This window comes from Simiaoa sunii (assembly GCF_014337175.1).
Lineage (GTDB): Bacteria > Bacillota > Clostridia > Lachnospirales > Lachnospiraceae > Acetatifactor > Acetatifactor intestinalis.
Genome location: NZ_CP060633.1, coordinates 3,378,639 through 3,392,661, shown reverse-complemented (window position 1 = coordinate 3,392,661; position 14,023 = coordinate 3,378,639). Strand labels below are relative to the sequence as shown.

11 protein-coding genes and 1 tRNA gene are annotated in these 14,023 nt (G+C 45.7%); 10 read left to right on the top strand and 2 right to left on the bottom strand.

Annotation, left to right across the window (positions count from 1 at the left end; all coding sequences use genetic code 11):
* Positions 1–2: 2 nt before the first annotated feature.
* The gene (locus H9Q77_RS15740) at positions 3–1,169 is read right to left on the bottom strand and encodes a glycoside hydrolase family 5 protein (protein ID WP_249326179.1); all 1,167 of its coding nucleotides are present in this window, start codon (positions 1,167–1,169) and stop codon (positions 3–5) included.
* A 208-nt stretch (positions 1,170–1,377) separates the two neighbouring features.
* Between H9Q77_RS15740 and H9Q77_RS15735 the strand changes: the two genes are divergently transcribed.
* The 5 genes from H9Q77_RS15735 to H9Q77_RS15715 all read left to right on the top strand — a co-directional run bounded on the left by H9Q77_RS15735 (position 1,378) and on the right by H9Q77_RS15715 (position 8,411).
* Positions 1,378–2,802, top strand: a complete 1,425-nt coding sequence (locus H9Q77_RS15735) for an RsmB/NOP family class I SAM-dependent RNA methyltransferase (protein ID WP_249326178.1) — start codon at positions 1,378–1,380, stop codon at positions 2,800–2,802.
* A gap of 73 nt (positions 2,803–2,875) precedes the next feature.
* Positions 2,876–3,640 (top strand): RluA family pseudouridine synthase, encoded by a 765-nt coding sequence (locus tag H9Q77_RS15730; RefSeq protein WP_249326176.1) that lies wholly within the window; start codon positions 2,876–2,878, stop codon positions 3,638–3,640.
* 46 nt (positions 3,641–3,686) lie between these two features.
* Positions 3,687–4,769: an AI-2E family transporter gene (locus H9Q77_RS15725; protein WP_249326175.1), complete on the top strand. Its 1,083-nt coding sequence runs from the start codon at positions 3,687–3,689 to the stop codon at positions 4,767–4,769.
* 87 nt (positions 4,770–4,856) lie between these two features.
* Complete coding sequence (locus H9Q77_RS15720) at positions 4,857–6,500, top strand: O-antigen ligase family protein (RefSeq protein WP_249326174.1); 1,644 nt, start codon at positions 4,857–4,859, stop codon at positions 6,498–6,500.
* 390 nt (positions 6,501–6,890) lie between these two features.
* Positions 6,891–8,411, top strand: coding sequence for an IS1182 family transposase (locus tag H9Q77_RS15715; protein ID WP_249325600.1), 1,521 nt, complete (start codon positions 6,891–6,893; stop codon positions 8,409–8,411).
* Between the two features lie 31 nt (positions 8,412–8,442).
* Here H9Q77_RS15715 and H9Q77_RS15710 read toward each other — a convergent pair.
* Positions 8,443–8,516: transfer RNA gene (locus H9Q77_RS15710), tRNA-Pro, on the bottom strand.
* Positions 8,517–8,648: 132 nt separating this feature from the next.
* On the opposite strand from H9Q77_RS15710, the gene H9Q77_RS15705 reads away from it, so the two are divergent.
* From H9Q77_RS15705 to H9Q77_RS15685, 5 genes are all read left to right on the top strand, one after another.
* Positions 8,649–9,851, top strand: a complete 1,203-nt coding sequence (locus tag H9Q77_RS15705; protein ID WP_249326172.1) for a class I SAM-dependent rRNA methyltransferase — start codon at positions 8,649–8,651, stop codon at positions 9,849–9,851.
* 258 nt (positions 9,852–10,109) lie between these two features.
* Positions 10,110–11,042 (top strand): Fic family protein, encoded by a 933-nt coding sequence (locus H9Q77_RS15700; protein WP_249326171.1) that lies wholly within the window; start codon positions 10,110–10,112, stop codon positions 11,040–11,042.
* Positions 11,043–11,258: 216 nt separating this feature from the next.
* On the top strand, positions 11,259–11,915 hold the full coding sequence (locus H9Q77_RS15695) for a hypothetical protein (protein WP_004851532.1): 657 nt from the start codon (positions 11,259–11,261) through the stop codon (positions 11,913–11,915).
* Between the two features lie 119 nt (positions 11,916–12,034).
* Complete coding sequence (locus tag H9Q77_RS15690) at positions 12,035–12,559, top strand: flavodoxin family protein (RefSeq protein ID WP_118545321.1); 525 nt, start codon at positions 12,035–12,037, stop codon at positions 12,557–12,559.
* Positions 12,560–12,644: 85 nt separating this feature from the next.
* A complete protein-coding gene (locus H9Q77_RS15685) occupies positions 12,645–13,988 on the top strand; it encodes an MATE family efflux transporter (RefSeq protein ID WP_118545323.1) in 1,344 nt (447 codons plus the stop codon).
* Positions 13,989–14,023: the final 35 nt, after the last annotated feature.

Genomic DNA, 14,023 nt, shown 5'->3' with positions numbered 1-14,023 from the left:
CTCTACGGCATACTGCGGAAATACTCACGGATCCACCGTCCGGATTCATTGAAGTCCTCATCGGTCCAGTCGGAGAGAGTCGTGCTGGCAGCCTTGAAGACACTGCTGCTTTCGTCCTTGTTCGCCAGATTCCAGCAGCAGAAGCTGATCTGATATTTGTTCAGCAGATCCAGCCACTTGGTCGTGGAATCGAAGTCATTGGCACCATTGCCGGAAGCGTCGCACATACCGAATTCGCTGACGAAGACCGGAAGATTGTTCTGTGCGCAGGTCTCTAAGCGGTTACGCAGGTCATCTTTGTGGGTGCCTGCGTAAAAATGCAGGGTATACATTACATTATCAAAGGTAAGCGGGGAAGCTGCGGCTTTGTCGATCTCCTGGCTCCAGGTAGGGGTTCCTACGAGGATGACGGCATCTGGCTTCTGTTCCCGGATCACCGGGATGACTTCCTCGGCATAGGACTTGATGCTGTCCCAGGAGGTACCGCTGTTGGGCTCATTACAGATCTCATAGAGCACATTGTCGTTGTCAGCAAAAGCTTCCGACATTTCCCGGAAAAAGGCGATCGCCTCATCTTTGTTCTGATTCGGGTCGCAATCACTTAAAATATGCCAGTCTACGATCACGTACATTCCAAGCTCTGTGGCGTAGGATACACCGTCTCTTACCAGCTGCTTCAGCTGTTCCTTATCACCGCCGGCGCAATAACCGCCGTACTCCGCTGTATACATGGCGAGGCGGATACAGTTGGTATTCCAGTCGTCCCGCAGGGTACGGAAGGAATCATAATTGATATACTGGGGGAACCAGGCAATACCGTGGGTGGACATACCGTAGAGTTGGACAATGTTCCCGTCTGCATCGGTCAGCTTCCCGTTCTCCACATGGAGAGCGCCGTGCTGTCCGAAGGGGGTGGAGTCATCGACAGAGGGCGCCTCGGAAACTGCTGGTTCGGTTTCAGCGGGCTGTGCCCCGGATGCTTCGGAGGACGATGTTTGTTCAGAGGAAGCGGTACTTTCGGAGATGGTTTCCGTGATGGCAGCAGACGCTTCGGGGGAAGCAGATGTTGTGGCTTCATTTGACGTATCCTGCCTGCCACAGCCGGCGAGAGCACAGGTGCCTAAGGCTGCCAGTACGGCACAGCTGAGTGTTTTTCTGAAAATAGACATAATAACCTCTTTTCTTATTCGAGTTCGAGAATCAACGAATGAAAATACAAACAATGGGTTACTTTTTAAAACTAAAAAACAAGCACTTACAACAAATATTATAATTGTGTCTGTGAAGCTTGGCAAGAAATGATTGCCCGCGGATAGGAGCTGTGATACAGTTAATGGGAACAGAGTTCGGAATAGAGGACAGGGATGGAGGAAACCTATGCTTCCGCAGTCATTTACAGAGAGAATGCAGGGACTTTTGGGATCGGAATATGAAGAGTTCCTGGCAAGCTTTGAGCATGAGAAATATCAGGCATTGCGTCTGAATCCGTTAAAAAGGGATGACATGTCTGTCATAACAGAAAAAGTAAAGCAGACTTTTCAGCTGCAGCCGGTTCCCTGGGCGGAGAACGGATATTACTATACCAAAGAGGACCAGCCGGGAAAGCATCCCTGGCATGAAACGGGACTTTATTATATCCAGGAACCCAGTGCCATGGCACCTGTGACACTACTGTCACCACAGCCCGGAGAGCGGATCCTCGATCTATGTGCTGCTCCCGGAGGGAAAAGTACCCAGATCGCATCCGCGATGGAGGGAGAGGGACTGCTTGTCACGAATGAGATCCACCCGTCGAGGGCGAAAATACTGTCGGAGAACGTGGAGCGCATGGGCATCCGCAATGCCTGTGTATTGAATGAGACGCCGGAGCATCTGGCGGATATTTTCGAGGAATATTTTGACCGGATCCTGGTGGATGCACCCTGCTCCGGAGAGGGAATGTTCCGGAAGAATGAAGTGGCCTGTGAGGAATGGAGCCCGGAAAATGTGCAGTTATGTGCAGACAGACAGGACGGGATCCTGGAGTGCGCGGCACGGATGTTAGTCCCGGGAGGCAGACTGGTATATTCGACCTGCACCTTTGCGCCTGCGGAAAATGAGGGAAGCATCAGCCGTTTCCTGGCAAAGCATGAGGAATTCGAGATTGTCCCCATCGATAAAAAGGAACTGGGGATCCCGGAAGGCTGCGACGGTATTCCCGGTTGTGTAGAGAATCCGGCACCCGGCATTACGGGGACTTTACGGCTGTGGCCCCATAAGTTACGTGGCGAGGGGCATTATGCCGCAGTATTACAGAAAAAGGGAGAGCTTCCGGAAGGCTATCAGCCGGTGAGTGCCACCGGACCAGAGAAGGGAATTCCGGCGAAGAATCTGACAAAAGACTGGGCAGAGTATTTTAACTTCGCAAAAGAGACCTTTTTGGAGGAGCAGACGATCAAAGCAGGACTATGCACTGCCGGAGAAGGATTTCTGGCATTTGGCGATAACCTGTACCGCATGCCGGAGAGAATGCCCGGGGTGAAAGGACTGAAGGTATTGCGCCCGGGACTTCATCTGGGCACCTTGAAAAAGAACCGTTTTGAACCGGCGCACGCGTTAGCACTGGCACTGCGCCCAGAGGATGTGAAGCATGTGTGGAAGCTGTCTGTGGAGGAAGCCGCGGCTTATCTGAAGGGACAGACTTTTTCTGCGGAAGGCGAGAAGGGCTGGTATCTGATCTGCGTGGATGACTGTAGCCTTGGCTGGGGGAAGCTGGCCGGAGGCGTCATGAAGAATCATTATCCTAAAGGACTGAGAAAGTGATTAGGCGATAGAGATGCAACGGTATAGATTAACATCCGGAACAATGGTTAGGGGGATGACAGAGGAATAGGTTATGAAAACGGAAATATTATATGAAGATAACAGCATACTGGTCATCCGGAAGCCGGCCGGACTGGCGGTGCAGTCTGCCGGAATCGGACAGGCGGATGTGGTCAGCGAGTTGAAATCCCATCTTGCAAAGCTTCCCGGCGCGGGGAGACCGGGAAAAGGAGAGCCGTATCTGGGCATAGTCCACAGACTGGATCAGCCGGTGGAAGGGTTGCTGGTATTTGCCAAAGACAAAAAGGCAGCCGCGGCATTGTCGAAGCAATTAGCAGAAGGTGCTCTGAATAAACATTATTATGCAGTACTCTGTGGATATCCTGACTGCCCGGAGGGGGATCTTGTGGATTACCTTCGCAAGGAAGGTAATGTGGCGGTGGCAGTGACCGGCAGGGAGCAGGAATTTGCAGATGCGAAGATTGCCGCGCTGCACTATCGCATTTTGGAAGAGATCAACGATCCTTCTCCGCTTGCGCTTGCAGATGTAACGATCGGGACCGGACGGTTTCATCAGATCCGGGTGCAGTTCGCACATGCGGGATTTCCATTGCTGGGAGATACGAAGTATGGAACGGCAGCGCGAAAAGAGGCGATGCCTGCGCAGAAATATCGCGGCGTGGCACTATGCGCGTACTCTCTGGAGCTTGTCCATCCTGTTTCCGGGAAAAAGATGGGATTCCGGGTAGTGCCGAAGAATCCGGCATTTGCAGGTTTTGCGATGGAGGAATTGAAAAAACTCACAGAAAATGAAACCGGAATCTCCAAAAGGGGATAAAAAAAGTCTCTCAGAGCACACTAATCCCAAAAAGGGAGTGTGCGGAATGGACTGGGGAGAATTCGGTAAAAACATTATAGGAAAAAAGATGATAGTACTGCTTGCGGTGACGGGAGCAGTCTATTTTTTTCTGCAATATCTGACACCCCTTCTGGCACCGGTGCTGTTGGCGATGCTGTTCGTCACGATATTCGGACCGGTGATGAAACGGATGAACCGCAAACTGCATTTTCCAAGACCCTTAAGCGCCATAGTGCTTCTGATTCTGGCGACACTGCTGTTGGCTGTACTGTTATGGGTACTGAGTTCCTGGGTGCTGGGAAGTCTGCCGGTGTGGATCCGGAGTATGGATGCGAGGGAGCAGGAGTGGCTGGCGATGGTACGGGATCTGTGTCACGGTGTGGGAGAGATCATTGGCGTGGACGCTTCCTATCTGGAAAATACGGTCAGCGGCAGACTGCAGGAAGGACTGGATTCGCTGGAGGAAAATATTCTGCCGGGGATGCTGTCGCAATCCATGCAGTATGTGCGGTGGTTTGCGGAGGTGGGAGGATTCCTGGTGACATTTCTCATTGCGTCGGTACTGTTGGCGAAAGACTATGACGGGATCATGAACCATCTGCTGGATCAGGAGTCCTGCCATGTGCTGTTGGAGGTGATCTGCGGAATTGTCCGCTATATCGCTACCTTTGTAAAAGCACAGGGGATCATCATGTCGGCGATCGCATTGACGGCAGCGATTACGTTAGGGATCGCGGGGATAAAGCATGGAGTGCTGTGGGGGATCCTGGCGGGGATTCTGGATGCGCTGCCTTTTATTGGCACGGGGGTGGTGCTGTTGCCACTGGGAATCTGGCAGCTATTGGAGGGAAGCTTCGGTAGAGCGCTTATCTGTGGTGCGCTGTATGTGGTATGTATTTTCCTGCGGGAGATACTGGAGCCCCGTCTCATCGGCAGGAAAATAGGAGTGTCTCCCATTGCTGTATTGGTGTCGTTGTATGCCGGGATCCGGCTGTTCGGCGTCTGGGGGATCATCAAGGGACCGTTGGGATTTGTGCTGATCTACGAGACGTATCATAGCCTGTCTAAGATGTCTGACCGGCAGAAAAACAGAGCGGATCGCTTCTGAGAAAAGATTGACGAAAGAAGTCCGGAAAGCTATCATGAAAGGGAATAAATTTCCGGTGGTCGGAGAAGGTTCGGAGAGATGAAGCCTATGGCAAAAAATACAAAACACAAGAAAGCAGAATCCGTAGCAGAGACACTTTGCAGCTTTAGCGGATTTTTATGTGATATCGTGATCAGCGTGTATATGATCGTGATTCTGATGGTACTCCCTCTTTACAATAAAGGATATGCCAGGATAGGAACAGAGAAGGAGACCTTTTTTCTCAAGACTATGACCTATGGTGCGAAAACTTTGCTGCCGGTATTTTTACTGTGGCTGCTTTTCCGGCTGGTTACAGCAGTTCAGAAAAAGGAGTTGCCAAAGTTCACGGAATGGCCGGCGGGATTATGGAAGAATCTGAGTGTGACGGACAGATTTGCCGTATTTTATGGAATTGCGGTTTTAGTATCCTATCTGTTTACGAATTACCGGGAAGAAGCATTGTGGGGGACAGCGTCCTGGCGGATGGGAATGTGGACGCAGCTGGGAGCGGTGATCGTGTATTTTATGATCTCCCGCATGTGGCAATGGAAGAGCTGGATCCCGGCGCTGGTACTGCCGGTGTCTGCGGTTGTTTTTTTTCTGGGATATGTGAACAAGTTCTGCCTGCTTCCGGTGGATCCGGAGTACGTGAACCCTTCCTTTATCTCGACGATCGGGAATATCAACTGGTACTGCGGGTATCTGGTGACGATATTGTTCGGGGGAGTCTATCTGCTGTGGCGGATGGAGGAGATGACATGGAAAAAGCTGTTGCTGATGGCATATGTGACGATCGGCTTCGCCTCGTTGGCGACTCAGGGAAGCAGCAGCGGCATTGTAACCTTCGCAGTGGTCATGTTCGTATTATTCGGGATGTCCGTGAAGGACAGTGTCCGGATGGAAGTGTTCTGGCAGGAGATGACGATGTTTTCCGCAGCGTGTCTGATTACCTGTGTTCTCCGCCGGTTGAATATATTTTCCCGGGAACTGATCCTGGAAGGAATTACAGATCTGCTGACGTTTTCGATTGCAGGCATATTTATGACGATTCTGTCGGGAATTATTTTGTATTGGATACACAGAACCCGGGTAAGACGAAGTTATCCGGAGAAAATGTTACATAGAATCTATTGTGGGATCGCTATTGCGGTACCGGTTATGATATTGCTTGTTTTGTTACTGACGCTGATCAATACCTTAGCCGGTGGTGCGTTGACTCCCAACATCACAGACCCGAATGTGACAAAATGGCTGACGTTTAATGTCAGTTGGGGGAGTGCCCGGGGCGGTACCTGGGCAGCAGGTGCCAGATGCTTCTGGGAGGCGGACTTTCTGCATAAAATATTCGGCGTGGGACCGGATTGCCTGTATGCATTTTTATCCAACGAGGGAAGTGTGGGACTGCAGACGATGGTGAATGACCGTTTTGGCGGGAACCGGCTTACGAATGCACACAATGAATGGCTGACGGTTCTGGTGGATATAGGAGTATTGGGGCTGATCAGTTATGCAGGGATGATGATCACGGCGATCAGAGATTTTCTTCGTGCCGGGGAGAGCAAGATGCTGGTCGGAGCCTGCGGGATCTGTGTGCTGGCATATACAGTGAATAATATGTTTAGTTTTCAACAGGTGATGAATATTTCGACGGTGTTTGTGATTATGGGGATTGGGGAGAATTTACGGTCTGCACCCGAACGATGTGTTTGAGCCAGCTAGAGGACGTAAGTTCAATACATTGAGATAGACAAGATTCGAACTTGCGGTCTCCGCTCCGCTCCGGTCGGCTCAAAGCCGAGGTCCCCCGGACCTCGTGGGTCTCCGCTCCGCTTCGGTCGGTCCAGGCCGAGGTCCCCCGGACCTCGTGGACCCTCTGCGCCCGAACGATGTGTTCAGTCCGATACAGGTCACAGGTGCAATACGTTGAGGCAAACAAAAATAAGCTTCCACATTTGTGGAAGCTTCAGACTGTAGACAAAGTCTCGCACTACTGTGCGGGATTTTTCTTTGCTAAGTACCAGAATGTCCAGTGTTTATGCGGATTTTTCGGCACCTTTCTGGTATAATAGAAGTATCAAATCAAGGTAGGTACTTCTATTTATGATGACTCAGAATGCAGATAAAAAAAGAGAACAGGTACAGTTTCTTTGCATGGATGACATGGTTCCACAGGATCACCTTCTACGAATTATAGATAAAGCAATCGACTGGAACTTTATCTATGACCTTGTAGTCGAAAAATATTCACAGGATAATGGTCGTCCCAGTATGGATCCCGTAATGCTGATTAAGATTCCTTTTATCCAGTATCTTTATGGAATCAAAAGTATGCGGCAGACCTGCAAAGAAATCGAGGTAAATGTTGCTTACCGATGGTTTCTTGGTTTAGATATGATGGATAAAGTGCCACATTTTTCTACATTCGGGAAAAACTATACACGACGCTTTAAGAATACCGATCTTTTTGAACAGATTTTTTCCCATATCCTGATGGAGTGTTACAAATTTAAGCTGGTTGACCCTACAGAGGTTTTTGTAGATGCCACTCATGTAAAGGCAAGAGCAAATAACAAGAAGATGCAGAAACGAATTGCCCACGAAGAAGCCCTGTTCTATGAGGAACTCTTACAAAAGGAAATCAACGAAGACAGGGAAGCTCATGGAAAGAAACCTCTGAAAGAAAAGAGTGACAAGGACGATGATGATAACGACAGTACACCATCAGCCGGAGGTGATCCAAAAGAATTCACAGATGACATTCCAAAAGATACTAAAACAATAAAGTGTAGCACTACGGATCCTGAAAGTGGATGGTTCCGCAAAGGGGAACACAAGAATGTATTTGCCTACGCAATAGAAACTGCCTGTGATAAAAATGGCTGGATTCTTGGTTATACAATTAATCCTGGAAATCAGCATGACAGCAGAACTTTTAAGGGGCTGTATGATAAAATCAAGAATATCGGTATAGAAACACTGGTTGCAGATGCAGGATATAAAACTCCGGCAATTGCAAAACTTTTGATAGATGATGGCATAAAACCTCTTTTACCTTACAAAAGGCCAATGACCAAAGATGGATTTTTTAAGAAGTATGAGTATGTATATGATGAGTATTATGATTGTTATATCTGTCCAAACAATAAGACACTGACATATCGCACAACCAACAAGGACGGATATCGAGAATATAAAAGCTGCGGTGCGGCCTGCGCAGAATGCCCGTATCTTTCACAGTGTACAGAAAGCAGAGATCATGTAAAAACAGTAACCCGCCATATATGGGAACCATACATGGAAATCTGCGAAGATATCCGTCAGATGTTGGGAATGAAGGATTTATATGCACAGAGAAAAGAAACCATAGAGAGAATCTTTGGAACAGCAAAGGAGAATCATGGTTTTCGATATACACAGATGTACGGAAAAGCCCGGATGGAAATGAAGGTCGGGCTTACATATGCGTGTATGAATTTGAAAAAGCTAGCAAAGATTAAGGAAAAAAGGGGACTGTTGAAGGAAAGAAAAACTCTCAGAAATTTAATTTTATACAAAATTTGTTTCATAAAAGAAAAATTGCTCTGGGATGTAAATTCCAGAGCAACTTTGTCTACAGTCTGAAGCTTCCACATTTGTGGAAGCTTATTTTTCGTCGTCGCGACAAGATTCGAACTTGCGACCTCTGCGTCCCGAACGCAGCGCTCTACCAAACTGAGCCACGCGACGATTTTGTTAACGCGAATCGCGTCAACATTAAAATAATAAATAAAAACCCATTGATTGTCAAGCAAAAAACGAATATGATAGAAGAAAAAGTTGCAAAAACGATAAAACCACGAAATTAAGAGAGGAAATTCTATGTACAATACAACGGTAACGCTGAAAAAAGGAGAAGGAAGAACGCTGAAAGCCGGGGGAATGTGGGTATTCGATAATGAGATCGCATCCATCCTGGGGACGTTTGAGAATGGTGACATTGTAAACATTCATGATTTTGACGGCTATTTCATGGGATACGGTTATATCAATACCAATTCCAAGATCACACTCCGTCTGCTGGCGCGCAGGAAGGATACGGTGATCGATGAGGCATTTTTTGAACAGAGGGTACGGGATGCATGGAATTACCGCAAGGAGACCATCGATACCTCCAGCTGTCGTCTGATCTTCGGAGAGGCGGATTTCCTGCCGGGTATTGTCATTGATAAATTCTCGGATGTGCTCGTAGTAGAATCTCTGGCATTGGGAATCGATAAGTGGAAGCTTGTGATCATTGATGCTTTGAAGAAAGTACTGGCAGAGGATGGTGTTGCCATCCGCGGTGTCTACGAGCGGAGTGATGCCAAGGTACGCTTACAGGAGGGGATGGAGCGTTACAAGGGCTTCATCGGCGAACCGTTTGACACGAAAGTAGAGATTGTGGAGAACGGTGTGCATTACATGGTGGATGTAGAGGACGGACAGAAGACCGGATTTTTCCTGGATCAGAAGAATAACCGTGCCGCCATTCATCGTTTCTGTAAGGATAAAAAAGTACTGGACTGCTTCACGCATACCGGCTCCTTTGCATTGAACGCGGGAATCGCCGGAGCGAAGAGTGTTCTGGGTGTGGATGCTTCTCAGCTGGCTGTGGATCAGGCAACGGAAAATGCGAAGCTGAACGGACTGGAAAATACGGTAGGCTTCCGATGTGCGGATGTCTTCGAGTTATTGCCGGAGCTGGAAGCGCAGGGCGAGAAATATGATGTGGTGATCCTGGATCCGCCTGCTTTTACCAAGTCCCGCAATTCCATCAAAAATGCTGTAAAAGGATATCGTGAGATCAATCTTAGGGGCTTAAAGCTGGTGAAAGACGGCGGATTCCTGGTAACTTGTTCCTGCTCCCATTTCATGGATCCGGAGCTTTTTGCCAAAACAATCCGGGAAGCTTCTCATGGTGCGCATAAGCGTCTCCGCCAGGTAGAATTCAAGACACAGGGCCCGGATCATCCAATCCTGTGGGCAGCGGACGAGAGCTATTACCTCAAGTTCTACATCTTTCAGGTCGTTGATGAAAAGTAGAAGTGGAAAATAGTGAAAAAATAGTGAAATATTAATGGAAAAAGTTCTCCTTTTTGGATATAATAATATTTGAAAGGGAGGCTTTTTTATATGATTAAAGTGACTTTAACGAATGAAATTTTAAGATATATTATAGAAATTGAACAGAATAGATATAAAGTATCGTCAGTAAAGCTCTCCAAAACAGTTATGAATAAGCTTCGCAAAAATTCAAAGAAAAAAAGTTCGTATGCCTCGAACAAGATAGAGGGAAATCCCTTGTCGGAAAAACAGGTGAACGAAGTAATAGAAAGTGATGAAAGAAAGCATTATCTGAAACCGGAGCAGGAAGTCCGGAATTATTTTTTGGCGTTGAATTTTCTCGAAGAAAAGGTGAAGAATAAAGAAAAATTTTCCAAGAAACTTATTTTAGATGTACAGAAACTGGTGGAAAATGGGGCGTCCAAAAAAAAAATAGGTCTCAGAGGACCTATGCCGCCCGGAGTTCTGTTTGCAGTGTATGATTCCAAAACAGGGAATCCGGATTATATTCCCCCGGAATATTGTGACATTCCGGGACTTTTGGATGAATTAGTGGAGTATGTAAATACTACGGATGATCACCCTCTGATCGTAGCAGCAGTGGTGCATTATCAATTAGTGACAATACATCCGTTCGAAGACGGCAATGGCAGAACAGCAAGACTGTTATCCGGTTATATTATGGACTTGAACGGTTACGGATTTAATGGAATCGGATCGTTAGAAGAATATTTTGCATACGATATAGATGAATATTATGAATCTATTCAGATGGGACTTCCGGCATTGTATTATTCCGGAAGAGAGAATCCTCCGCATCCGGAGATCTGGATTAATTATTTTCTGCGAATGGTGAAACTGTATTCGGGAAAAGTCTGTGACTTACAGTTGGCTTCTGAGGAGGAAGATATTGCAGGAAGTCTATCTTTTCTGAAAGGGAAAGAAAAGGAGCTATTATTGTTTTTAATGAAAAATTATCGGGGAGAGTTTACTCCGATTGAAATTAGCAGAGAATTGTCGGTAACAAATAAAACGGTTATTAACAGACTGACGATACTGGTAAAAAATGGATTTGTGATTCCTATATTAGTCAATAAGAGAATCCGATCGTATGAATTGAGTGAATTTACCAAAGATCATGAGAAGAAAATTATAAAAGCTATCAGCTAAAAGCTTTCAGCTTTCAAATTGTTGACGAAAAATAACGACTGGAAAGCTTATGGGGGAAACGGTATGTCCTATTTGAATGGTAACAGAAAACTAACAAAGGACTAACCACACGGCAGAGAGTGATCGATAAAAATCGGTTGCTCTTTTTTCATTGTGAATGAGCTTGCATGTGCTATAATAAAACAAACTAACAAATCGGAATTTGTGAGGGTAATTATGATAAATTTTTTGAATGATATAAGGAATGCAGAAAATCCAATATCCAATAATAGAAAACTTATAAATACCATAGCGATATTGTTTCTCGGAATAGCTTTGGGAACTTTCTCAAAATATCTGGATTTTCGTCAAACTGAACTTCCAGGTGTGCTTATGGCAATAAATGGAGTCTTAGATATTGGTAATTTTCTTGGGCGTTTTGCAATCTGGATATTGATTGCACTGTGTATTTCTATTTATAGCAATTCTGCAATAAGAGCAAGCATCAATGTTTTTGTATTCTTTGTTGGTATGGTTGCAAGCTACTATTTGTATTCAAACTATATTGCAGGATTTTTCCCAAGAAGTTATGCGATGATTTGGTTTGGATTTACAGCTGTTTCTCCATTATTGGCTTTTGTCTGTTGGTATGCAAAGGGGAAAAGCAAACTGGCATTTATACTATCAGCGCTGATTTTGGCAGTATTGTTCAATATGTGCTTTGTATATGGATGCTGGTATTTTAATGCAAAATCTGTTTTGGAAGTGATAGTCTTTATTATTGGACTTATTGTTTTGAGGAGAGACACATTGAGGAGTTCTGCGCTAATGGGAACGATTAGTATAGTTCTTGCGGTTTTACTTGATATGGTTATTCCATTTCATTTTGGATAAACAACTTCAAGTTTACAGAACTGAATCAAAAGAGCTCGAAGGAGCTCTTTTTCCTTTTTTATAATAGTATCATTATGGTATAATAGAGACATTAAAATCGGAAGTTGGAGGATACACGCATGAAAATTGTAATCATTAATGGAAGTGCCAGAAAAGGAAATACGCTGGCAGCAATCAATGCATTTATAAAAGGAGCGTCAGAAAAGAATAAAATTGAAATCATTGAACCCGACAAACTCAACATTGCACCATGCAAGGGATGTGGTGTCTGTCAATGCTCTAAGGGATGCATCGATAAGGATGATACAAATTCTACCATTGATAAAATTGCTGCCGCAGATATGATTCTTTTTGCTACACCAGTTTATTGGTGGGGAATGTCAGCACAATTGAAACTTATCATTGATAAGTGCTACTGCCGTGGATTGCAGTTAAAAAATAAAAAAGTTGGCACGATTGTTGTAGGCGGTTCTCCCGTAGACAGTATCCAGTATGAGCTGATTGATAAGCAGTTTGACTGTATGGCAAAATATCTTTCATGGGATATGCTTTTCCAAAAATCATATTACGCAACAGCCAGAGATGAACTTGAAAAAAACAAAGATTCCATGAACGAACTTGAGGGGATCGGAAAAAATTTATAAAGCACGTTCCAAATTCCAGCTCTACAAGCAGTCCTTCATCTCTATTGATCCAAAGGACACAGGAAAGGGAAGAGTAATTTTAGCTATGAAAAAGAGTCTGAGAATGACAGAGGGAAGTATCTCCCAAAAGATCATTTTTTTTGCAATTCCATTGTTTCTGGGAAATCTGTTCCAGCAATTGTATAATACTGCTGATTCCCTGATCGTAGGAAATTTTCTAGGAAGTAATGCACTGGCGGCAGTCAGTTCATCTGGAAATCTGATTTTTCTGATGGTAGGTTTTATTAACGGCATTGCCATGGGCGCAGGTGTTGTTATTGCACGATATTACGGAGCCAAAAAAAGAGACTGCCTGCAAAAGGCAATCCATACAACGGTTGCATTTGGACTTGTGGCCGGTGCTGCGCTGACAGTTTTGGGAATGCTTCTGGCACCAAAGATCCTGGTATTGATGGGAACTCCTGCGGACGTGCTCCCGGAATCTATTGTGTATTTCCGTACATATTTTGCAGGGTCTATGGGTGTTGTCATGTACAATATCTTTGTTGGAGTTCTGCAGTCGGTCGGTGATGGACGCCATCCACTGATATATCTGATTATTTCTTCCTGTGTCAATGTCGTTCTGGATATTTTCTTTATCGCAGGTCTTGGCATGGGAGTCGGATCAGCAGCACTTGCAACCGCAATTTCACAGTTTGTCAGTGCACTGCTCTGTATGGTTCATCTGCTGCGTGTGGAAGAAGAATACCGTCTGGAATTGCGAGAGATTCGTTTTGACAGTTCTATGCTGAAGCAGATCATCCAGAATGGTGTACCATCCGGTTTTCAGAATTCAGTGATCGCGATCGCGAACGTCTTTGTACAGTCAAATATAAATGCATTTGGAAAAATGGCGATGGCAGGATGTGGTTCCTACTCCAAGATAGAGGGATTCGCATTTTTGCCGGTGACCTGTTTTACAATGGCTCTGACAACCTTTGTCAGTCAGAATCTGGGTGCAAAACAGTATGACCGGGCGAAAAAGGGAGCAAGATTTGGAGTTTTCTGCTCGATTACTATTGCAGAGTTGATCGGTATTATCATATATGTGGCAGCACCGGTACTGATCACAGCGTTTAACAGAGATCCTGATGTTGTACATTATGGAGTCATGCAGTCCAGAACAATTGCGTTATTTTATTGTCTGCTGGCGTTTTCTCATTGCATCGCAGCAGTACTTCGTGGATCAGGTAATGCATCCGTTCCGATGATCGTTATGCTCTGTGACTGGTGTTTGTTTCGCGTAAGCTACATTACTGTGGCAGTTCGTATTCTCCCGGATATACGAGTGATTTTCTGGGCATACCCATTGACTTGGGGTATCAGCTCCGCGATTTTTCTGTATCTGTTCTTACGTGGAAAATGGGTTTACGGATTCGAGAAATCCTAATCGCTATACCGAACTTTTTGGTGTGAATTTGATAC

Excerpts from the sequence above, each read along its gene's own strand:
- H9Q77_RS15720 (WP_249326174.1), top strand. The coding sequence starts at position 4,857 with ATGGCAAAAAATACAAAACACAAGAAAGCAGAATCCGTAGCAGAGACA.
- H9Q77_RS15695 (WP_004851532.1), top strand. The coding sequence starts at position 11,259 with ATGATAAATTTTTTGAATGATATAAGGAATGCAGAAAATCCAATATCC.
- H9Q77_RS15690 (WP_118545321.1), top strand. The coding sequence starts at position 12,035 with ATGAAAATTGTAATCATTAATGGAAGTGCCAGAAAAGGAAATACGCTG.
- H9Q77_RS15725 (WP_249326175.1), top strand. The coding sequence starts at position 3,687 with ATGGACTGGGGAGAATTCGGTAAAAACATTATAGGAAAAAAGATGATA.
- H9Q77_RS15685 (WP_118545323.1), top strand. The coding sequence starts at position 12,645 with ATGAAAAAGAGTCTGAGAATGACAGAGGGAAGTATCTCCCAAAAGATC.
- H9Q77_RS15730 (WP_249326176.1), top strand. The coding sequence starts at position 2,876 with ATGAAAACGGAAATATTATATGAAGATAACAGCATACTGGTCATCCGG.
- H9Q77_RS15740 (WP_249326179.1), bottom strand. The coding sequence starts at position 1,169 with ATGTCTATTTTCAGAAAAACACTCAGCTGTGCCGTACTGGCAGCCTTA.
- H9Q77_RS15715 (WP_249325600.1), top strand. The coding sequence starts at position 6,891 with ATGATGACTCAGAATGCAGATAAAAAAAGAGAACAGGTACAGTTTCTT.
- H9Q77_RS15735 (WP_249326178.1), top strand. The coding sequence starts at position 1,378 with ATGCTTCCGCAGTCATTTACAGAGAGAATGCAGGGACTTTTGGGATCG.
- H9Q77_RS15705 (WP_249326172.1), top strand. The coding sequence starts at position 8,649 with ATGTACAATACAACGGTAACGCTGAAAAAAGGAGAAGGAAGAACGCTG.